Source organism: Binatus sp. (SeqCode), assembly GCF_035272065.1.
Taxonomy (GTDB): Bacteria; Desulfobacterota; Binatia; order Binatales; family Binataceae; genus Binatus.
In genome coordinates, this window is sequence record NZ_DATEQZ010000001.1 from 1 (window position 1) to 22,118 (window position 22,118).

At 59.1% G+C, this 22,118-nt stretch carries 17 protein-coding genes; 6 read left to right on the top strand and 11 right to left on the bottom strand.

The window, feature by feature from the left end; all coding sequences use genetic code 11:
- The first annotated feature begins 258 nt into the window (after positions 1-258).
- The 4 genes from VJX68_RS00005 to VJX68_RS00020 are packed head-to-tail and all read left to right on the top strand — an operon-like array spanning position 259 to position 6,616.
- A complete protein-coding gene (locus VJX68_RS00005; protein WP_324093576.1) occupies positions 259-2,499 on the top strand; it encodes an FAD-dependent oxidoreductase in 2,241 nt (746 codons plus the stop codon).
- Between the two features lie 17 nt (positions 2,500-2,516).
- The gene (locus VJX68_RS00010) at positions 2,517-3,257 is read left to right on the top strand and encodes a hypothetical protein (RefSeq protein WP_324093577.1); all 741 of its coding nucleotides are present in this window, start codon (positions 2,517-2,519) and stop codon (positions 3,255-3,257) included.
- 4 nt (positions 3,258-3,261) lie between these two features.
- Positions 3,262-4,293 (top strand): polyprenyl synthetase family protein, encoded by a 1,032-nt coding sequence (locus VJX68_RS00015; RefSeq protein WP_324093578.1) that lies wholly within the window; start codon positions 3,262-3,264, stop codon positions 4,291-4,293.
- Positions 4,294-4,303: 10 nt separating this feature from the next.
- Entirely contained in the window at positions 4,304-6,616 is a 2,313-nt protein-coding gene (locus VJX68_RS00020) for a hypothetical protein (protein ID WP_324093579.1), read from the top strand.
- Positions 6,617-6,638: 22 nt separating this feature from the next.
- On the opposite strand, the gene VJX68_RS00025 is transcribed toward VJX68_RS00020, so the two are convergent.
- Complete coding sequence (locus VJX68_RS00025; RefSeq protein ID WP_324093580.1) at positions 6,639-7,640, bottom strand: NAD-dependent epimerase/dehydratase family protein; 1,002 nt, start codon at positions 7,638-7,640, stop codon at positions 6,639-6,641.
- Positions 7,641-7,659: 19 nt separating this feature from the next.
- A complete protein-coding gene (locus tag VJX68_RS00030; protein WP_324093581.1) occupies positions 7,660-11,043 on the bottom strand; it encodes an ATP-binding protein in 3,384 nt (1,127 codons plus the stop codon).
- A 230-nt stretch (positions 11,044-11,273) separates the two neighbouring features.
- Between VJX68_RS00030 and VJX68_RS00035 the strand changes: the two genes are divergently transcribed.
- Complete coding sequence (locus VJX68_RS00035; protein ID WP_324093582.1) at positions 11,274-12,005, top strand: SDR family NAD(P)-dependent oxidoreductase; 732 nt, start codon at positions 11,274-11,276, stop codon at positions 12,003-12,005.
- Positions 12,006-12,017: 12 nt separating this feature from the next.
- Here the strand turns inward: VJX68_RS00035 and VJX68_RS00040 are convergent, their stop codons facing one another.
- From VJX68_RS00040 to pcaC, 5 genes are read right to left on the bottom strand one after another with little or no spacing between them, the layout of a single operon-like run.
- Positions 12,018-13,151, bottom strand: coding sequence for a 5-methyltetrahydropteroyltriglutamate--homocysteine S-methyltransferase (locus VJX68_RS00040; protein ID WP_324093583.1), 1,134 nt, complete (start codon positions 13,149-13,151; stop codon positions 12,018-12,020).
- A 16-nt stretch (positions 13,152-13,167) separates the two neighbouring features.
- Positions 13,168-14,523: a 3-carboxy-cis,cis-muconate cycloisomerase gene (pcaB, locus tag VJX68_RS00045; RefSeq protein ID WP_324093584.1), complete on the bottom strand. Its 1,356-nt coding sequence runs from the start codon at positions 14,521-14,523 to the stop codon at positions 13,168-13,170.
- Positions 14,520-15,083 carry a protocatechuate 3,4-dioxygenase subunit alpha gene (pcaG, locus tag VJX68_RS00050; RefSeq protein ID WP_324093585.1) on the bottom strand — a complete coding sequence of 188 codons (564 nt, stop codon included), beginning with the start codon at positions 15,081-15,083 and terminating at the stop codon, positions 14,520-14,522. The genes pcaB and pcaG overlap by 4 nt, the downstream gene beginning before the upstream one ends.
- A 1-nt stretch (position 15,084) precedes the next feature.
- The gene (gene pcaH, locus VJX68_RS00055) at positions 15,085-15,789 is read right to left on the bottom strand and encodes a protocatechuate 3,4-dioxygenase subunit beta (protein ID WP_324093586.1); all 705 of its coding nucleotides are present in this window, start codon (positions 15,787-15,789) and stop codon (positions 15,085-15,087) included.
- On the bottom strand, positions 15,786-16,175 hold the full coding sequence (gene pcaC / locus VJX68_RS00060) for a 4-carboxymuconolactone decarboxylase (protein WP_324093587.1): 390 nt from the start codon (positions 16,173-16,175) through the stop codon (positions 15,786-15,788). The genes pcaH and pcaC overlap by 4 nt, the downstream gene beginning before the upstream one ends.
- A 137-nt stretch (positions 16,176-16,312) precedes the next feature.
- Between pcaC and VJX68_RS00065 the strand changes: the two genes are divergently transcribed.
- Positions 16,313-17,179, top strand: a complete 867-nt coding sequence (locus tag VJX68_RS00065) for an alpha/beta hydrolase (RefSeq protein WP_324093588.1) — start codon at positions 16,313-16,315, stop codon at positions 17,177-17,179.
- Positions 17,180-17,181: 2 nt separating this feature from the next.
- Here VJX68_RS00065 and VJX68_RS00070 read toward each other — a convergent pair whose 3' ends face one another.
- The 4 genes from VJX68_RS00070 to VJX68_RS19435 form a co-directional block, all read right to left on the bottom strand.
- Positions 17,182-18,396, bottom strand: coding sequence for a CaiB/BaiF CoA transferase family protein (locus VJX68_RS00070; protein WP_324093589.1), 1,215 nt, complete (start codon positions 18,394-18,396; stop codon positions 17,182-17,184).
- A 737-nt stretch (positions 18,397-19,133) separates the two neighbouring features.
- The gene (locus VJX68_RS00075; RefSeq protein WP_324093590.1) at positions 19,134-20,498 is read right to left on the bottom strand and encodes a VTT domain-containing protein; all 1,365 of its coding nucleotides are present in this window, start codon (positions 20,496-20,498) and stop codon (positions 19,134-19,136) included.
- Between the two features lie 105 nt (positions 20,499-20,603).
- Positions 20,604-21,695, bottom strand: coding sequence for a hypothetical protein (locus VJX68_RS00080; RefSeq protein WP_324093591.1), 1,092 nt, complete (start codon positions 21,693-21,695; stop codon positions 20,604-20,606).
- A gap of 32 nt (positions 21,696-21,727) precedes the next feature.
- Positions 21,728-21,859: a glycine zipper domain-containing protein gene (locus VJX68_RS19435; protein ID WP_473965168.1), complete on the bottom strand. Its 132-nt coding sequence runs from the start codon at positions 21,857-21,859 to the stop codon at positions 21,728-21,730.
- Between the last annotated feature and the right edge of the window lie 259 nt (positions 21,860-22,118).

Genomic DNA, 22,118 nt, shown 5'->3' on the forward strand with positions numbered 1-22,118 from the left:
CTGATTCGTAATCAGCAGGTCGTCGGTTCGAATCCGACGGGTGGCTCCAATGGAGCTTACAAAATCGGTTGTTATAGCAAGGCGCCGCCGCGACACCTCCCCATCGCCCCCGCTCCCTGCCGGCACCATCCCCTTCCTCGAACGTGTAACTTTTGTAACCCTTCGCGCTGGGACTAAAGTCCAGTTGCCGGGAGCTTGCTTGCGGCGTACGCAGTTGACGTAGTCCCGCGCATATTGGATGTTTCGTTCGGCCGCGCGGTGCGAAAAAAACCGACCGAGCGAGGAGATGACTTGCCTGAACAGGACCCGATTAGAGTTGCGGTTATTGGCGGTGGGTGCGCGTCGATGGCAGCGGCTTTCGAGCTGAGCCGGCCCGAGCACAAAGGCAAATACCGGGTGACAGTTTATCAGCTCGGCTGGCGCCTCGGCGGGAAAGGAGCGTCGGGCCGCGGTCCAGCCGATCGAATTGAAGAACACGGCCTCCATCTATGGATGGGATCCTACGAGAACGCGTTTCGGCTGATACGCGAATGCTACGCGGAGCTCAAGCGGGATCGGCGCAAGTGCAGGATAGCGGACTGGCGGGATGCATTCTCTCCCGCGCCTTTCATCGGCCTGGCGGAGCGAACCCGGGACGGCAGTTATTGGAACTTCCTGTCGTACTTTCCGCCGGGCGATGGCCTTCCGGGGGATCCTCTTGGCGAAAACGATCCTTTCACCGTCACCTCCTATCTGGCGCGCACCGCCAGCATACTGCGAACGCTGCTGCTTGCGGTGCAGGCGGGACGGAGCCGCCGGACTTCACCGCGCGCAGGAAGAGAACATCCCAATCTGCGGCGCACTCATCAGCGAGAGCCTGATAACAATGAAGCATCCAGCGATCCTTCGCAGCGTTTCGCGAGGCTCCTGGGCTTAGGCTGGATTGCGACGACGGCTGGTCTTATCGAAGCGGTCGAGATGCTCGAGATAGTTTTTGCGCCGCGCTCGATATACCCGGTCAACGGGATAGTAGAACTGCTCGAAGTGATTGCGGCGAGCGCTCGCCGTCAACTCGAGGCTATCGTTGAGAACGATCCGGAGTTGCTGGTGCTGTGGCAAGGCATCGATTTGGCGATGGCGTCGATGCGCGGAATTCTTCGCTTCGGACTGGTTTCGGACCCGCGGGGCTTCGATGCTATCAACGACTATGACTTCCGCGAGTGGCTGCGAATCAACGGCGCGTCGGAGCGATCGATCCAGTCACCCCTGATCCGAGGCGCTTACGACCTCGTGTTCGCATACGAAGACGGGGACTATCAGCGTCCCAGGCATGGGGCGGGAGTCGCGCTGCGCGGCGCGTTGCGGATGCTGTTCAGTTCGCGCGGCGCGATCTTCTGGAAAATGAATGCCGGTATGGGAGATACAGTCTTTGCGCCGATGTACGAGGTGCTTAAGAAGCGCGGAGTAGCTTTCAGATTTTTCCATCGCCTGGAAAGAGTAACACTGGCAGCTCCCGATGAGCTTGCCGAAGGAGAGCGCGCTTATGTCAAGGCACTTGAATTCGACGTGCAGGCGAAGGTCAAGAATGGAAAGGCCTATGAGCCATTGATAGATGTTGGGGGCCTGCCTTGCTGGCCTTCGAAGCCGGACTGTTCGCAACTTATCGACGGAAGCCGGTTCGAGCGCGAAGAATGGGACTTCGAATCGCATTGGGACAAGAGAAAAGCCGATACTAAGACCTTGCGCGTGGTCGACGATTTCGATTTCGTCGTGCTGGGCGTCGGCCTGGGCGCTATCCCACACATGTGCCAGGACCTGATTCAACGAGATCAGCGTTGGCGCGATATGGTTGCGCATCTCAAGACCGTCAATACCCAGGCATTTCAGATCTGGCTCAGTGCGGACATGGAACAGCTAGGCTGGAGCGACCCCCCGCTGGCCCTGTCCGCGTTCGTTCAGCCTTTCGAGACGTGGGCCGACATGAGTCACCTGATAGGTGAAGAAAGATGGAAGGTCAGGCCGGGGGCGATCGCGTACTTCTGCAGCGCACTGAAGGATCAAGTGTCGCCGCGAGAACTTTCCGATACCAATTATCCCAAACGCCGGCGCATGGAAGTTCGCGAGAACGGAATTCGCTATCTCAATAATGACATCGTACAGTTATGGCCCAATGCGGTAAGGCGTCGCGGCGAGTTCAAGTGGGACCTGTTGATTGACCCGACTGAAAAGGCGTCTAACCGAAAAGGTCGTCGCAACAACGAAGCTCGTTTTGATTCCCAGTATTGGCGAGCGAATGTGAACCCGACCGAACGGTACGTTCTTTCGCTGCCGGGCACACAGAAGTACCGGATCTCGCCACTCGACAACACCTATGACAACCTGACAATTGCGGGCGACTGGACGACGTGCGGATTGGATGCAGGATGCGTCGAGGCGGCAGTGATTTCGGGCAGACTGGCGGCGCATGCGATTTCATCTTCGCCCGCGCTTGAAGATATAGTTGCGTACGACCATCCTTGAGAGCCGGCGGGGGGAACATGAGCGAGCGCAAACGTCTTCATCGCGATGAGCCAGCGCGGGTTGGGCCCCTCCGCGATTTCTCGAAACTCTACCGCCGGCCCGATTCTGTGAACGGCACTAATCCCGCCAAGCCGGTCCGGCCCGATGCGCCGCGCAAAGACCGCATCGGTGGGCCATTGGCAGAGGGCGTCGAACTGGCCTACAGCGTCATCGAAAAATATATCGCCGAAGGACGGCGAACGGCCGAAGGAATTAGCAACCAGCCCTATACGACTCGCGCGGCGACCGACAACCTGCAGGACATTCTGGAACGGGTGTTACGGTTCCAGGCCGAAATACTTCCACTCTGGATCGAGACGCTCGCCACATTGGTAAGGGTCGATCCGTCGCGCAACGGTTTTGCCGCGGTGGCAGACGCGTGGCCTCGCGCCAACGGCGGGCAGAATACGGAAACGATGGCGGCATCCATCGAAGTAGTTTCGCTTCGACCGGTACAGGTGTCGGTTGAACTTAGGCCGAATACCAAAGATCAGTCACTTGTCGCACTGAGTTTGAACGCCGTGGACTCCAGGAAGCCGGCCCTGACAGACATAAGTTTCGTACCTGACGAAGCTCGGGGAAGGGTTAAGCTACGTATCCGAATACCGGAGAGTCAGCCCCCCGGTACCTACTCCGGGGTGATTGTTCACCGCGATAGCGGCGAGACTCGCGGAACACTCAGTATTCGAATCGCGAACTCGTCAAAGAACTGGCGATAGGACTATGAGCGGCACCACGTCCACCCTGGTACCCTCGATGCTGCGCGAATACGGAGACGTCACTCGAGCGGCTCTTACAAAGTACCTGCCGTCCAGAGAACCGCGCCGCTACCTTTACGATCTGCTCAGTGACTATCCGCAGCGCGGCGGCAAAATGATGCGTCCCAGCATGTGTATCGCGGCCACGCGCCTGTACGGCGCGTCACTCGAGGATGCCATGCACACGGCGGTCGCGATCGAGCTGCTGCATAACGCGCTGCTCATACATGACGATATCGAAGACGCAAGCGAGAAGCGCCGCGGCCTTCCAACGCTGCATGTTCTGCATGGGGTTCCGCTAGCGCTCAACGCCGGCGATACACTCACACTTATGAGCCTCAGGCCTTTGATCGATAATCGGAGCCGTATAGGTGAACGGCTTACGCTGAGGATCATCGAAGAGACCGAGCGAATGGCTCGTGAGTGTGCCGAAGGCCAGGCTATGGAACTCGGATGGCGCCGATACAACGCGACCGACATCGGCGACGCGGACTACCTGGAAATGGTCCTCAAGAAGACTTGCTGGCTTGCGACAATTTATCCGGTCCGCGTCGGTGCGTTGATCGGGAGCCGCGACTCGGTGGATTTGGATCCGTTCGTGCGCTACGGCTTTTTTCTCGGAGCTGCATTCCAGATCCAGGATGACCTGCTCAACCTAGTGGGCGACGACGGTTACGGCAAGGAGATCAACGGCGATCTGTGGGAGGGCAAGCGAACGCTAATGCTTATTCACGCTATTCGGGAATCGACGGTAGAGGAGCGCGCCCGCTTATCGACACTACTGGGCAGACCTAGAGAAGCACGAACGCTTGCCGAAGTCACCTGGATGCGCAAACTGATGCAAAAGTATCGATGCACCGAGTATGCGCGCAAGATAGCGCATGGATTGGCGGGAGCCGCGCTACACGAATACTCACTGCTCAGCGCGGGGCTGCCTGACTCGCGCGACAAGAGTTTTCTCGAACAAATGGTGACGTGGGTAATTGAACGGAACTAGGGGGAATCTCATGGCAAAGAAGAAGAGCCAGCCGGGTGGTGATCGAGGACCTGCCGGTGTCATCCCGCCGCAATTCAACCTGGCTCTCGGCGAGTTCCTTGCGCTGCCAGCGCATCTCGAACAGAAATACAGCGACGTAGTCACGCAAATATTTCCGCTGAAGGCCAACATGAACCGCCTCCAGGAATTTTGCGACAGCTACCTCAACATCGACGAGCACCTGCCGCTCCGCTTCAAGCCGGCGGTGCCGTGGGTCTTGATGCAGGTAGTAGACTACGGGCAGATGGCGGCGATATCGAGGAATGTAGGATGGTTTTCGCAGCACGAGCTGGCATTTGGCGTTCCGCTTCGATGCTACAAGAAAGAGAAGGGTGAGTGGGTATTCGTCGACTGGGCGATGGTCTTTCCGTTTATTTTTGTGGACAACCCGCTGTCCTTGTCCGCCGGCCGCAAGATCTACGGCTGGTCAAAGTCCGGGATCAAGACCGACGCTACTCCGTCAATTTTCGAGGCGGGTAACGCGCGCCGAATCGCGAGCATCAGCCTCGTGACCGCAGGCACTAACTATGGTGAACGATCGGGCACCGAGGAGTTTCTTCAGATCTTTCAACGCCGGCCTTTCGTGTCGGCCAGCTCGGCGGTTACCGATCTGTTCAGCGTAATTCCGCGGGCAATAGCCAGTTCGATAACAGCCGCATATAGCATATTCGAAACGACAGGACTCTTCCCAGCCGGCTACTCCGATCGCGATCTACAGTCGCTGCAGGAGATGTTGTCGCGCTTTTACGGCTTGGTGAACTCGAATGCCCCTCGGTCGTTTCGAGCACCGGCTCAGGAGCAGCCTTCGAACCGGGGGTCCGGAATCGCTCCTTTCAACATCGTCACTATGAAGCAATTCCGCGACGTGCACAGTTCATCGGCTGCGTGCTTTCAGGCAATAGTCGGATCAAGGATGCAAATCGAAAGAACCATCGATGGCGGCTACCTTTTCGATCTTGTCTCGGGTGACACCTCTGGCGGGATTTACATTAACCTGCTCGATACCGGGATTCAGCCGATCGCGCAGACGTTGGGACTCGAGACTTCTGAACGCTCGACGGTTGGAGGCAAGCCCGCATCGACTTTGCGGCCCATGATGCCGTTCTGGCTTAAGATGGACCTGGGCTATGGGTTGGCGGACTCGCAATGCTGGCGCACTAACACTACCGAGTGGACCACGGGCGACACGCTCAAGCAAATACCGCACAGAGAGATTCCATATCTGAACTTGGGAAGCGGTGCGAGCGAGGAAGTCAGCGGCCCCTACCATTTTCCGCAGATTACGCTTCGCGTCATACCGCTTAGAGCGGACAGAGATAAATTGCAGGAGCTGCTTGATAACTACCTCGAAAACGATTTCTTTAAATTCGAGGCGACCGGCGAGATCAAAGACCAGAATGGGGAGCACTCGGTTGTATGCCTTATAGGCGCTAATTTTGAGAAGATGACCGCAGCTGACGATCCAGACACTAACTATTCAGATCGAGAACTGGCGTTCGCCGCGCCGGTATTGTGGTGGGATAAGAGCAACCCCGGCGATAAGAGGCCAGCATTGATTCCACTGTACATATTCGCAGGTGCCGATTGGAATGCCGTGACGTCGTACGAGGTATATGGCCAACTATCCGTCAAGTCGAGCTTGACTAATCCGGATAGTTCGTGGCTCGTCGATCCTACGCGACCGCGTGAACCCGAATCCCTCGTAGCGGTCAAGACCGAGCTGTTCCCCGAACTTGGCAAGAGTCAGGAAGCCCGGGAAATGACGGTGCTCGAAATCTTATCCAAGCAAGGAGCGCCATCTCGCGGTTCAAGCGCAACTTACCTGGAAAAATTGGGGCTGGGTCACTTCCTGACCGGAAACGAGTTCCATAGCATCTCACTGAAGCAAGTCATGGACGCGAAGGACTGTACGCTGGCGGACTACCAGTCGCTTGTAGCACTCCTGCGCCAATTCACGGGAATCAAAGACCCGGCGGGAAATCCGACGACGGGTATGCTCGGGCCGCTGTCGATCAGCGTCTTCGACTACCCGACTTTCCCGATCGTCGGGACGCTGGGATTGATACCGGAAAAATGCGATAGCACCGGACCATACCCTGTATATACGTTGAAGCCAATCGATCCATTCTGGATCTCGGGCGTGATGATTGGCGATGCGGGCCTCGAGATGTGTTCGCGTGTGGGTACCGCTTGGCGCCGCGATCCGACGTTTGATACGACCCTAGCTAAGGTCAACCGCGCGATGGGGAGGAAACCGGCGCCTCGAAGACGAAAGAAAGATTGACTGGAAGGTTAGGGTAAGGGTTTCAGCAATAGCCAATCTGACGATACCATTTGATAGCATCAATTATGGTTTCGGAAAGAGGGCGGGGCGTGACACCAAGTTTCTCTAGCTCTCGCCCGCGGACCATGTAATCGAACAAAGTGGCCATCATCATTCCGCCGGCTGGTAGCGGCGTTTTTTCACCGATCGTTCCCAGCATCAGTTCCACAGCGTATGCTCCCGCAAGCGCAAAACTGGCTGACGTGGAGATCCTGGGCCGCGGCACACCGCCAAGCTCGCAAATCATCGAGTACAAATCGCCGGTATAGAGATCGTGACCACTCATCTGAATCGGCTCGCCGTAGCGCTCCGCATCGAGGGCAGCGACGATTCCGGCGGCTACATCGCGGACGTCGATCACATTCAGCATTTGGCTGATGGAAGAAGGTATCTCACGACGCAGCAGTAGTGGAATCGTGCATAACTGGCGGTCGCGCAGGTCCCAGGGGCCCAGGCAGTAGGTGGGATTCGCGATGACTACGGATAAGCCGCGCCGGCTCGCGTCGAGCAGTTGCGATTCGATCAATTCCTTAACTTCGAAGTACGGATGAGCCAGGCGCATCATCTGATGCTGGAAACGCTGAGCACTGGTGCGAGGACGGACATGAGTTACGAAGGAACCGACGTAAACAAGGCGCGCTTTGTGCCGGAGCACCGCATCGAGCAGGCGTCGCGTTCGTCGCTCGGCATGGGCGATAGGATCGTTCCCGGCTTCGTTAACGGGAGAGAACACATTGAGCGGATAAGGAGCCGCGGCGTCGACGACCAAGTCCTGACCTGCGATCCATTCGTTAAACTGACCGGATGTATCTGTATCACCCGATGCGTAGTGGAGCGGCAGATCGGATAGATTCGCGGGCACAACACTTCGTCGCCCGCACGCGGTGACCTGGTACTTACGATCCAGCAGGTCGCGCACGATTGCGTTTCCGAGGTGCCCGGATGCGCCAATGACCAGGGCCTTCGTGATTGAACGTCGAGGCACGACTTAAGAGAGAGTCAGCTTAGCGAGCGAGCGAAGGAGTCGCACGTTTCGGATTGGCGGCGGACGTCGAAGCAGATTTAAGATCAACCAAAATGCCGTTGGCGGTTTTGAGCTCCGGCCAATCGAATCCTTCAGTGAACCAATCGTGAATCGGCTGCAGAATCGCCAGCGCCTGCGCATCTTTACCGGAATCGATGTACATACGGCTCAAGCTGATGGCTGCTCGCAATTCGAGCGACCTGGCGTCACGCTGGTGGGCGATTTCGATAGCCCTGAGAAAGCTTTGCTCGGCCTCTGACTGAGCTGCGCGAACATCACTCGGGGTGGAGGACGAGAGAGACACCTGATTCAGCTTCAAATCGCCGCGAATCCTGTGTATTTCGGATTCGACGTACCGCTCATCGTTGCGGTCCATCACTTCGCGAGCTTCGGCAAGCGTAGCAATTCCGATCTCAACTTGCCCAAGACTCCCCAGTGCTTCCGCAATCGCGGAGCGAGCCCAAGTATGCGCCAACTCGTAGCCGGCACCGGAAAAACCAGCAGGCACGCCGCCTCCCGCGGTCATCTCGTCTATTTTCCCCTGAGCCGCTGAACCAATTATCCGATAAGCAATCAATGACGCTTCAAAGAACGCAAATCCGTATTCTTTGGTGAGCTCCAGACCTTCCTCAATGACGACATTCGCCGAAAAATAATCGCGCCGCATCGTATAGTACTTGCCGAACATCGAGAGGCACCAAGTCAGGGTGAACGGATAGCCCAGCTCACGCGCGAGAGTTATGGCCTGTTGCGCCTGTCTTTCAGCTTGATCGGGATAACCAAGTATCCAGAGAGTCATCGCGTCGAAGCAGAGACAACTCACGCAGGGATCCTGGCCAAATTGAAACGCGAGCAGCCGGTGCTTTTGCCGATCGTATAACCCGATGCCCCGTTCGAGGCTCGCCCGCGCTTCAGCAAATTGACCTTTGAAAAATCGACTGCAACCCGAAGCCCAATCCGCTTGAACCAACATTCCGTCATTATGCAGTCGTGGAGCAAGGCGCACCATTTCGTCCGCGTAACCGCAGGCCATCGTGTGCTCACCGCGCACGAGATGGAAACTCCATAAACCGGATAACACTGAAAAGAGCCTTAGATCATCGTCGAGACTCTGGCACAACTCACGAGCTCGCCTGTAGGCACTTCCCATCTCAGGCGCATACCAGCCCTTTGTGGCCAGCAGCGCAACTCCGTAATCAATTTGTATCTCCAGCTCGCGGCGCGCGCGCTGTTCTGAGTAGGGCAGGCCTTTTAGCAGCTCCAAGGCATTGTGGAAATAACGAAGCGCTCCCTCGTAGGCACTCTGCTTGAGTGCCTGTGCCGCCGCAAGCGCAAGGTACTGAAGGGTCTTGTCCGCATCGGCAGCGCGGCCAGCCTGCCACAGGTGATGCGCTAGATCGCCGGCCTGATCCTCGAGCGCGTTGGCGTGGACACGTTCGATTCCGTTGACCACATTGAGATGAAGGCGCTGACGACGCGGTGCGGACAAGTCACTGAGGACCGCTTGCCGAATAAGTTCATGAGAGAACTGAAAGCTCGCCTCCGGGTAACCCAAGGTCGAGTATATCAGCCCCGCCTTTTCTGCTTCTTCGACGTAGTCCAGCAGTGAATCCGCGTCGATATTGGTCGAGGCTTCAAGAAGCTCGAAGGTGAACGATCGTCTAATGACCGCGGCGGGACCCAGGATTTTTCGCGCATCTTCGCTTAGCCGGGCCAGCCGCCGTCCTATAACAAGGCGCAGGCTTTGCGGGAGGTCGAACTCCGCAAGATTGAGATCCCGGCGAAACTCCCCGGCGGCATCCAGAAGCCTGCCGCGTTCGACAAGATGGCGGAAAAGCTCTTCGACGAAGAAAGGATTGCCTTCAGTTCCCGAGTAGATAAGGCTCACCACCGGCGGCGGCGGCTGTTTTCCGCTGAGCGCGCGAATCATCTCGGCCACCGCATCCAGCGGCAGGCCCCGCAGACTGATCCGCTTGAGCATATGTATGCGCAGCAATTCGTCGAGGGTCTGCGCGAAAGGACCGGAGGAATTGATCTCGTTGTCGCGAAAAGTGCCTACCATGAGCACCGGCATCTTTGAGATCGACCGTGCAATGTGATTCAGCAGCGAAAGGGTTCCTTCGTCGGCCCAATGCAGATCTTCGAATAACAGAAGTATCGGACCGGTTGTGGCGGTCCGGGCGAGAAGTTCCACAACCGCGTTGAAGAGGATCCTTCGCGATTGCTCCGGAGAAATCTCCAGAGGCGGCGGAATGTCTGGAAAGAGGTGGCGTAGCTGAGGCATCAGGCGGGCCATCTCGCCCGCGTCGTCACCCAGAGCGGCTCGGAAAGCATCCTGGCTCGGCGATTGAGCCATCGCGGATTCGAGAATTTCAACGAACGGGTTGAAAGGAAGGGAATTCTCGCGATCGTAGCAACTGCCGACCAGCGTGATGAACCCTCGCTGCGAAGCCTCGGCTGCGAACTCGGCGGAGATTCGTGTCTTCCCCACGCCAAGCGCGCCTCCAATCATTGCTACTCCACCCTCGCCGCCAAGCGCGCGCTCGAGCAGGCGACGAAGTACGGCGCTTTCCTCTTCTCTGCCGACGAATGCGGTGCGATCGCCAAGCGACTGCACGAGACTGTTTTGGGGCCGGGAAAAAACCGGGGCTGTTACTTTTGCGCCTACGGCACTCTGGATGCCCTCGACGGAGAATTGCCAGGCGATCGGGGCTTGGGGATTCGCAAGATAGCAGCTGAACGATCCGGTCCTGATCGATCGATCCAACAGCTCGCCCAGTTGGTTGTTGTGCTCGGAAATTTTCTGCAGCGCTGACTTGATTGCGCGGGTGACGTTGAGCCGTGCACGCTCGGCCGCGGATCCTGCGCGCCGATCGCGGCCGCCTAGACCGACCGCGCGAGCGATCTCGCGGTGGAGAAAATCAATCTCGGATTCAACCTGGGCGGCGCGCCTCTCGTCACCGCGCTCGTGCAGGTCCTCGAGTTCCTCGCGGAGTTCGATAAGTCTGCGCTGGTAATCCTGTTTGGCCTTGGCGTCGAGCATCTCGCCCGCGTCACCGAGTCCACCGACGCTGACGGTGGCACCGCCAAGCAGCGAAGCCTTGTCCGGGCCATCGAGCTCCAAGGCTCCGGCCGCACCTGGACCGTTCAGCAGATCCAGGGAATGGAATTCTTCACCAGGATGTTGCAACAGGCGCTGGAGGTACCCGAGTCCCTTGATGTCCTTCAGCGAGAAGTTGGCGTCGGCGTAACCGATGGTCCAATACTCGCCGTTGCAGACGAATACACCCTTCTTTGCGACGGCAACTTTCTGCGACCCGGGATGGCTGCGACGCTGGGCTGAGCCGCCATCATTCTGTGCCACTCAAATCCCCTCGATCGACTGGCCGCATCGCTCCTGATTCAAGTTTGAGACGAATATGAAAATGCGCGTCGATGCCGCCCCCCGACGACAAACCTAGGGCGACGCTACCACCCGTTCACACTAGTGTAAATCCGGCGGTGCAAAAGGTATTTTCGAAGTAGCGGCGAAAGCGCGCGGAGGTATCGCTAGCGGCGCATTTCCACGTCGAAGGAACATCGCCACGAGGAACTATGGACCCCAAGGGAAGGGTGGCGTTAATCACCGGCGGCGCGCGAATCGGACAAGTCGTTGCGGACGCCCTGGCAAGACGTGGATGCTCGCTGGCGTTGACCTACCGCGATTCGCGCGCCGCCGCCGAAACGACCGCATCGGCGGCAAGAGCAGCGGGCGTCAAGGCATCGGTACTTCGCGCGGACGCGACCAACGAGACAGAGATCGTCGCGGCGGTCAGCGCAACGGTGAAGATGCTGGGACGTCTCGACATTCTGATCAACATGGCGGCCATATATGAAAAGACGCCGAATCCGAACGGCGCAGTCTGGTCCGCTATCCAGGACGCTAACGCGAAGAGCGCTTTCCTGTATTCGCTTCATTCAGCACCGGTCATGAAACAAAACGGCGCCGGGCGAATAGTAAACTTCTCGGACTGGCTACCGGTAACCGGCCGTCCCCACTACAAGGATTACGTTCCGTATTATGTATCGAAGGCCTCAGTCGCCGCGCTGACCGAGGCGTTGGCGCTGCAACTCGCGCCCGAAATTCTCGTCAACGCGATCGCGCCCGGTCCGATTCTAGCGCCACCCAATCTGACGGCCGAAGAAATTGCGCAGGTGATCGAGGCGACGCCGCTGGCGCGATGGGGTGGCGCGGAGGAGATCGCGAAGACGGTGATGTTCTTTGTAGAGACAGATTTCGTGACCGGCGAGTTCATACGGGTCGACGGCGGCCGCCATCTGTTCTGAACCATTCTAAGACTAACCCCAAATTTCCCTGGCGACCTCGAACACCAGCTCCAGCTTGGCGCGCTGGTCCGAAGCAGAAATGCGATTACCGGGCGCAGTGCTCGCAAATCCGCATTGCGGGCTGATCGAGAGCTGATCGAGTGCGATGAATTTGGAGGCCTCGTCGATTCGTCGCTTGAGCGAATCCTTCGATTCGAGTTCGGGGAACTTACTGGAGACGAGTCCGAGCACCACGGTTTTGTTTTTTGGCACCAGCCGCAGAGGTTCGAAAGTTCCAGCACGCGGAGTGTCGTACTCCAGAAAGTAGGAGTCGACGTCGATCCTGTTGAACAGGGTATCGGCGACCAGGTCGTAGCCGCCTTCGGCGCTCCAATGACTCTGATTGTTGCCCCGGCAAATGTGCATCGCGAGATGCAAAGTGGCTGGACGTCCAGCAAACGCACGGTTCATCACGTTCGGATAGGTATCGAGCAACAGCGTTCGCGCGTCGTCGCCACGCTTTCGCATCGGCTCCCAGATTCGCGGGTCGCTCAATGATGCGAGCGTGGTTTCGTCGATCTGCACGTAGGTGCAACCGGCGTCGGCAAGTACCTTGAATTCCCGGTGGAACGCATCGACGATATCGTCCCAGAAAAGATCAACGTCAGGATACGCATCCTTACTTATATTTTCGCGGCCGGCGCGGAAATGGATGATGGTCGGCGATGGAATCGTAATTTTCGGAGTCCGCGAGGTTGCCGCACGAAGAAATTTGAAATCGTCTAGGTGGATCGGACCGTGCCAGCGCATCCGCGCCTGCACGTGCGGAACCAACAGAGGAAGTTTATGACCTTCGCGGTCGATGAAATAAACTTCATCGATCGACGATGGATCGTATGCAACCGTGCCGCCGCCCAGGCCGCGGAAATAAAAGTCCGAATAGAAAATCTCGCGGCGGTATTCGCCGTCGGTGATTGACTGGAGTCCAACGCTCTCCTGAAACGCGACGGCCTCGCGAATCGATGAGTCTTCAACCGTGCGCAATTCCTCGACGGAAATTTTGCCGGCGGCCCGATCGACGCGCGCCTTCAGCAATTCGGGCGGGCGCAGCAGGCTGCCGACGTGGTCGGCGCGAAAAGGAGGATCGTGCGGTGAATCGCTCGCCATTGAACTTTCCTCATTATTAGCGAAGCGCGGCAACGCGAGCGACGAGTTGATCGACGAAAGCGCCGGCCGATCCAAGGTACAACGATGGATTGGTGAGTCGATCAATCTCGGCGTCGGTCAGGTGCGGCCGCAACTCTGGCTCGATCCGAAGAATTGCCGCGAGCGGCACGCCCTCAGCGATCGACCGGTCGCAGGCGCGCGCGACGGCCGCTTCGGCGGCAGCACGACCGAGCGGTGCAACAAGCGCAGTCGCAACCGCTTCAGCCATGATCAGTCCGCCAGTCAGATCGAGATTGCGCCGCATGCGCTCGGTGTCGACTGTCATCCCTTCCGCGATTGAACGGGCGTGGATCAACGCGCCCGCGGTTAGAGCTACGCATTGCGGCAACGCGAGCGATTCGCTTTGCAACGGTCCGGTCGCGCGCTCGTGATCCGCAGTCATCGACCCCAGCATCACCTGCACCAGAGCATGCACGGCGCGCGTCGCGGCAAGGATGTACTCGCTTGCGATGGGATTGCGCTTCTGCGGCATCGTCGACGATCCGCCACGGCCGTCGTCGTGCGGCTCGGATACCTCGCCGACCTCGGTTTGCATCATCAATGATACATCGAGCGCGAATTTCGACAGGCTTCCGCAAATCAATCCCAGCAGCGCGGCAGTCTCGGCAAAGGGGTCACGCTGAGCGTGACACGGCAAGTCTGGAACACCGAGCGCGAGTTCGCGCGCGAGGGCTTCGACGACCGCAGGCCCATTCGCGCCGAGTGCTGCGAGCGTTCCCGCTGCACCACCGAGCTGAACGACTAGAATTCGCGGCGTGGCCTGATCCAATCGTTCGACGTGAGTGACCAATGGCGACGCCCATCCCGCGCACTTGAGGCCGAACGTAGTCGGGACAGCGTGCTGCAGATGTGTGCGGCCGGCAATTGGCGTGTCGCGAAACCTGGCAGCGCGATCGGCGAGAACACGTGCGAGCGCGACCAAGTCGCGGCGCACGATGGCAAACGCGCGCCGCAGTTGCAGGACGAGCGCGGTGTCAAGAATGTCCTGAGTAGTCGCGCCGAGATGGACGTAGCGTGCGGCCTCGTCGCCGGCGATTCGGCCAAGTTCCTTGACCAGTGCGACGACAGGATAGCCTACGCGTCGCGTGCTCTCCGCGATGTAATCGAGCCGCAGGTTCTCGACTCGAGCCGCGCGGCCGATGGCGTCGGCGGCAGGCGCGGGAACCAAACCCAGCTTGGATTCGGCGCGGGCCAGAGCGGCCTCGACATCGAGCATGAACTGCAGGTGAGCCTGGTCGGAGAACAGCGCGCGGATTTCGTCGGTGCCGTAGAGCGTGCCGAAAATTTGAGAGTCGGCAGGATTGATGCTCATACGTCGAAGAACACCGTCTCGTTCTCGCCCTGCAGCACGATGTCGAATCGCAACACGGCGGGTTTCTCGATTCGCGCAACGAGTGTTGAACGTCGCTCCGGAGCGACGGAGTTGAGTACTGCATCGGTGGCGTTCAGCGGCTCGTCAGGAAAGTAGATCCTTGTAGTCAGCCGCTTCAGCAGACCGCGCGCAAAAATCGATACGTTGATGTGCGGTGCTTGAAGGGCAATCCCAGCCCCAGGAGCAGCGCCGGGCTTGATCGTGCAAAAGCTGAAGCGCCCGCGTTCGTCCGTGGCGGCGCGGCCGAATCCGTGAAAATCGAGGTCGAGCAGTTTCTCCTGCGAGTCGTCGGGATGGTCGTAGCGGCCGTCGGCGTTGGCCTGCCAGAGCTCGATCATGGCGTCGCTCACGCCGGCCGCGTCGCCGTCGAGAACGCGCCCTTCGATCGCGATGCGCTCGCCACGGGATTTGGGCGTAACGAGTGATTCATCTCCGGAACGGATAAGCGCGGGCTTGAAGAAAGGGCCAACCGTCTGCGATGGCGTTTGCAGGGGGCTCATTTCAGCTCAGCGTTGGGGTAGAGTCGCGACCGCGCAGTACAAAGTCAAATCGGTAACCGAGTGCGTACTCGGGAATAGTAACTTCGATATCGAATGTAGCTATCAGTCGCTCGCGCGCGGAACGGTCGGGGACGCTGTTGTAGATCGGATCGAGAGGTAAAAGCGGATCGCCGGGAAAGTACATCTGAGTAATGAGGCGAGTGGCGAAGCTCGGGCCGAACAGGCTGAAGTGAATGTGATTCGGCCGCCACGCATTGTGATGATTGCGCCACGGATACGCACCCGGCTTGACGGTCATGAAGCGATACGCGCCGCGCTGGTCTGTGATCACTCGGCCGACGCCGGCGAAATGCGGATCGAGCGGCGCTTCGTGCCGATCCTCGACGTGAGCGTAACGGCCCGCCGCATTAGCCTGCCAAATCTCGATCATCGTGTTGGGAATGGTGCGGCCGTCTTCGTCGAGCACGCGGCCGGTCACGATGATTCGCTCGCCCATGGCCTCACCGCCGTTGAAGTGCGTCATGTCGTCATCACCGGGTGCAAGAGTCTCGTGTGCAAACCGCGGTCCCGTGATTTCCGATAGCGTGTGCTCGAGTCGCACCGGCGCATGTCGCGGCGCTCGCTTGTGGGTGCTCGTATAAGAAGGACGATCGTATGGTGGATGAGCGCCGGGCGTTTCACGCCGGTATCCGAGAGGCGGATTCATCGCGCGTCCTCTTTAGCCGTTTCCTCGAACACGGCTTTTGCAATTCGGAACGCGGAGTTTGCGGCGGGCACGCCGGCATAGACTGCGACTTGCAGCAGTACTTCCTTTACCTCATCGACGGTCGCGCCGGTGTTGCGGGTGGCGCGAACGTGGAGATGGAGTTCTTCATGACGGCCGCCGGCGGCGAGCAGCGCGATCGTGATAAGGCTGCGCGTGCGATAGTCGAGGCCTGGCCGCGTCCAGATGTCGCCCCATGCGTGGCGCGTAACGAGATCCTGAAACTCCTCATCAAAGGTGGTCGCGTTTTCCAGGGAGCGCTTCACGTGCGCATCGCCCAGTATGCGACGCCGAACGGCCAAGCCTGCCTCGTATGCCGGATCTTTCATGACGTCACTCCTGGATAGCCGAGGTTCGAGTCGATCCAGTTGAAAGCTATCGTGCCGCAGCCTGTAACGTCAAAAGGGAATCGACGGGCGCATTCACTTTGTAGTAGCTGTTTGACGAATCGCGGAGGTGCGGACCTATGCGGCGCGAGGATTTTTCTTTCAACAGCGAGGACGGACTCGAGATTGCCTACTATCGATGGCGCGCGCCCGGGAAGGCGGCGGGAATCGTGCAGATCGCACACGGCATGGGAGAGCATGCGCTGCGTTATGCGCACGTCGCGGAGTTTCTCAACCAGGCCGGTTATCACGTTTTCGCCAATGACCATCGCGGGCACGGGCGCAGCGTGAAGGGCCGCGAGTCGCTCGGCGATTTCGGCGCCGGCGGATGGAACGGATTGGTCGGCGACATGCTGACGCTGACTCGGCTCGCGCGCACACGGGAAGGCCGACTGCCGGTGATCCTGCTCGGGCACAGCATGGGATCGTTCGCGGCGCAGCAATACGTGCTCGACGACAGCGCGCAGATCGCGGGGCTGGTGCTCTCGGGATCGGCGGCGGTGGACAGGCTGGTAACCGATCCGTCGCAGGACGCGGATCTTACCGCGTACAATCGCGCGTTCGAGCCCGCGCGGACCCAACACGATTGGTTGAGCCGCGACCCGGCGGCCGTCGATGCGTACGAGGCGGATCCGCTTTGCGGATTTGGAATTAACAAGAAAGCGATGGCGACGATGGCGGCGTCTAAGACGCGGTTGTTCGATTCGGCGGCGCTCGCGCAGATTCGCAAGGACCTGCCGATTTACATTTTCGCCGGCGACAAGGACCCGATTAATCACGATCTCGAATGGCTGAAGCCGCTGGCCGAGCGGTATCGCGCGGCGGGGATCGCGAACGTCAGCGAGAAATACTATCTGGGCGGCCGGCACGAGATGCTGAACGAAACGAATCGCGACGAGGTGATGCGCGATCTCGTGAGCTGGCTGCAGAGGGCGATCGCAAAGTAGCGTCAGCCGGCCGCGATGCGACGCTTGACCAGATCGTCGATCGCGCCGTCACCGTAGCCGAGCGCACGCAGGACTTCGCGCGTATCCGCACCAAGCTCAGGGGCGGGTTCGGGCCTTCGCTTATCGGTTCCCTCAACAAAGACCGGGCTGTTTATCGTTTCGATCTTACCGTGCCCCGGGTAGTCGATTTCCACGAAGGCACCTGCGGCGCGCATCTGCGGATCGCTGACGACGTCTTCGAGCATCGGCAGCAGCGACCACTTGATGTCGTAATGTTTGAACTCCATGCGCCAATCCGAAAGATCCCTCGACTCGAACTGCGATTGTAGAATCGCGAACAGCTCGGCGGCGTTTTCAGTTCGGCTCGCGTCGGTCGCAAACATCGGATCGGTCGCGAGTTCGGGCGCACCGAACATCTTGCACAGGCGCGGGAACTCGTGCTCGGGGTCGAGCTGGATGAGCAGGAACACTTTCGCGTCGCGCGTGACGTACGCTGCTGAAAGCGGATTTATTGGATGAGGGCCGCCAGTGGATTGGGGAAACGTCGCGCCCAGCATTCGCGCCTGCAAGTCGCAGCTATGACTCCAGGCTCCGCTCGCCATCAGCGAGGTGCCGACTTTCGAGCCGCGTCCGGTACGTTCGCGGTTGAAGAGCCCAAGCATGATCGCGCCGAAGAGCGCCATCGCGGTCGGATGGTCGCCGATTCCGGGCCGCGGACCCGACGGCGAGCCGTCGCGTCCCGTCACGCTGGTCATCAGGCCCGAGCGCGCCCAGTAGGCCAAAGCGTCGAACGCGGGAAGGTCCGCATCGTCACCTTTTTCACCGTAGCCGGTGAGGTGGGCGAAAATCAGCCGTTCGTTGATCGCACGCAGATCGTCCCAGGTCAGATGGAACTTTTCGAGCAGTGCAGTCTGATAGTTGGTTACGAAAACGTCGGCGGTCTTGACGAGCCGGACGAGCGCGTCGTGGCCTTCGGGACTCGCGAGATCGAGGGCGACGCTTTTTTTGTTCCGCCCGGTGAGTATCCAGGCGTAATTCAGTTTCGACTTCGGAGTGCCGGGCAGATGCGGAAAGAGGCGCCACAGATCTCCTCCGTCCGGGCGTTCGATCTTGAAGACCTCCGCGCCAAAATCCGACATCACCGTAGCCGAGGCCGGACCCGCGATATACGTACCGCAATCGATCACCCTGATTCCCGACAAGATTCCGTTTTTCATCGCCAAACCCCAACGAACGAGATTGCAGCCTCGTCGTTAGTACAGCGGGTCGAGTTCGGCAATCCCCGGGAGAGTTTCAGACGAGAGAGAAAAGTGCTCCGTCATTTCATCGGAGCACCCGAAGGTCGAGACTGAGTATGTGATGAGTTAGCTACGCGTTGCGACTGTGGTTTTGAGTCGCGATGGGATTCGAAACAATCACGACCGAAAGAACTGCCATCAGGCCAAGCGCAACCGCAGCGGGCGTCACGAGCCGGTCGGGGTCGGCTTCACGATTAGGATCCCCGACGACGCGCGAATCACTCGCAGTCATGTTAGTGGGCGATAAGAGCCTGCGGGTACCGGCGTATCCCGCCGTACCGGCGACGAGAAGGACCATTAGCACCAGACTGAAAAGCACCGCCGTGTATCGCTCGAGTTCCAACTCCGGACGTAGTCTTCGAGTGGTCGCAGATGCTCCCGACTGATGCCAATTCATGGACGCCTCATAGACCTTCTCAGCTTGAATACCGAATCCCTTGGCGAGCGACTGCCCCAAGAACGAAGTCCCTCTCGCTGACGTGAGCCCGCTTGTCATAGTAAACGCAAGGTCCGTACCGCCCAGAGCATTGGCAAATGAGGCCCTGATGGTAGCGATTTGCCGTGAGAGAAAGGCATTAGGTGTCACGATACTGCCACCTAGGGCGCCGCGATGACAAAAGAGTGGCGCTCGTGAAACGCGCCCCACGATCAAGTCATCAACGGACTACGATGCCCGCTCTGCGCAATCGATTGTAGGTGCGGCTTCCTGTCACACAGATCGCCAGCCAGCATCCGCCCAGTGCAAATCCTCCGACAATCGCGCTCAGCGCCGGTCCCGAGTAGATGCCCGCCAGCCCAATCAGCGCGATCATATAGAGCGCTCCCATCACGCTCAGAGTTTGCAGCCGCCAGCTTTGGGTCTCGGCCGCGAGCATGTAGGAGAGCATCCCGTAGCCGGCGGTTGACGCGGTCAGCGCGGCGCTGGGAAAGCCTGCGAACCCGTTTACCAGCACCAGTTCGGGTTGATGGGCGGCATGCTTCGCAAACATCGCCTGCAGGCCGAAGGCGAGCGCGTACGCGCCGGCGAGATACAGCAGGGCTGCGATTGAGAAACTCGCCTCGCGGCGGCGCGCGTAGCTGATGGCTCCAAGGGCGACGATGAAGGTCAGCCACAGCGGATTGGCGAGGGTCGCGATCACGCTCACGGCAGAGTCGAGCCCCGGCGTGCGCTGCGCGGCGACGAACAGCGCCATCGTCCGGTCCAGGCCGCCGAGCGGGCCCTGCTCCGAGACGACATCCACGATCCCGCCGAACAGCCAGCCCAGCGCAGCGATCGCGATCAACCCAACCGTCAGATGAAGACCGAGGTAACTGCGCGGCGAGAAGCGGGCGCGGATAAAATCTACAAACGGAGTCAGGTCGAAGCCGTAGCGCCCGGTGAGATGCCGGTTCCATGCCGCGACGATTTGGGTTTGGCGCTGCGAGACCGATCGCCACATCGCGGCCATCAGGGCGGTCAGGATCGCGAGTGCGATAATTCCGGCGCTGAGCGACTTGAGCCATTTCTCGACGAGTCTCCAGTTGGAACCCAGCGTGTAGCCCAGGCCCACGGCGACCGCGGCCCACACCAGTCCCCCGACTATCGCAATAGGCGCGAACTTGCGGATTCGCATCCCGGACAGACCTGCTGCGAAGGGCACGAAGGCGCGCCCGACCGCGACGAAGCGGCCGACGAACACCGTCGCGCCGCCGAAATGTTCGAAATAGTATTCGAGACGCGCGCGATGCTTTTCATATTGGCGGCGCGCAAACGACCATCGCGCCAGCACGGCCTGTCCTTTGGTGTGACCGATCGTATAGCCAGTCAGGTCGCCGGCAATGGCGGCTGTGGCTACCGCTGCGAACGCTGTCCACGGTGAGAAGAAGGCGTCGGCGGCCATCGCGCCCGCAATCACCGCCATCATCTCGCCGGGGAAGATCAAACCCAATCCGGCTGACGACTCCAGCGCGACAACGATAAAAATTGCGACCAGCGACCACGGCCCGGACTGACCGAGGAAGCTCTCGATGGCGGCGATCATCGATCGTAATTAAACATGAAGCGGCCCCGCCGTCATAAGGACCAGCGGGGCCATTCGATCTGAGCCGGAAGCGATACGCCTGCTCAGGCCGTATCGCGTCCGTGGTTATTTCTTTGCTTCGCGGACTCCGCTCTCGTGCCCACCGCCTTCATGGCTGGCACTCGACTGCTGGTGCTGTTGAGGCTGCTGGCGAGACGAATGCTGCGCGTGAGTCGCCTGCTGATGTTCAGCCTGCTGCGGACGCTCCTGCTGCTGATGAGTAGCCTGCTGCTGAGTAGCCTGCTGATGGCTGGCCTGCTGCTGATGAGTCGCTTGCTGCTCGTTGCGAGTAGCACGCTGCTGATTGTGAGTCGCTTGCTGCTGGTTGTGAGTAGCCTGCTGCTCGCGCGACGCCTGCTCGTTGCGGGTCGCCTCGTTGCGCTGAGTGGTTGCCGCCTTCTCGTTCACCCGCGTCTGCTGCTCGCGCGACGCCTGCTCGTTGCGGGTCGCCTCATTGCGCTGAGTGGTTGCCGCTTTCTCATTCACTCGCGTCTGCTGCTCGTGCGACGCCTGCTCGTTGCGGGTCCCCTCGTTGCGCTGATTGACTGCCGCCTTCTCGTTCACATTCTTCTGCTGATTCGAAGCGGTCTGGCGAGTCTGCGCAGTCCCCTCGTTCTCGGTCCGCATCACCGCCCGGTGATCATTTGGTTCAGTGTGATTCACCCAGTTGCTGTGCTGGCTGATCCAGTTGGGATGGTTGGCGGAAACCCAGCTCGGATTCTGATTGTACCACCATTGACCGTAATGCCAGTTGTGCTGCGCGTCGTAAGCGCCATCCGTGTTACGCCAGTCCGGATACCATGAAATCCAGTTCGGATGATTGGCGTAGAAAAAATCCGGATCGTTCTGATGCCACCAGTAGGCATTTTGCCAGGTGCCGTTGCTCTCGTAGTCGCCATCCTGGATGAGCCACAGCGCGTCCATCACGGCCCATTCCGGATGATTCTGGTAGAACCACATGATGTCGTGCTGATGCCACCATCGCGCGCCGTGCCATTGGTGATTATTGTCGTATGCGCCCCATCCGGCTTCTCCGGGTCCGCCGTAATAGCCCGGGCCGTCATAGCCGGGGCCATATTGTGCGAACGACGGCGCTGCCATCCCGAGCGCCAGGACTACGCCGGACATCGCGATGATCTTCTTGATTTGTCGCTTCATAAAGCTCTTATTCCTCCAGTTTTCATTAGTGACTAGTCGCCGTAGCGCTGGTTTTCGTTGTTTTGCATACTGTTGCCGATAGCCATTCCAGTGCACGCGCCGACAACTCCGCCGATTGCAGCTACGAATCTGTTCCGAAACGAAGCGAGACGAGACTGTGCCATTTGAGTTCCACTCAAGCCTTGGAGGAAGGAAGTAAGAGTTGGTCTAGCAGAACGTGGTCAAAGGCGAGCAGAAGGGCCACTGTCGGGCTGGATCAGAGTCGGACTCGAATCCTATATCGATTCCGACCAGTCGATAATATACTTAGTAATTGGTGAATGTCAAATGAATAACCCGCACTAACATCAATGTAGTGCCCTTGAGAACGAATTGACTAAATATTAGCGATTACCCATTTTACTATTGATGAATATCAATTAA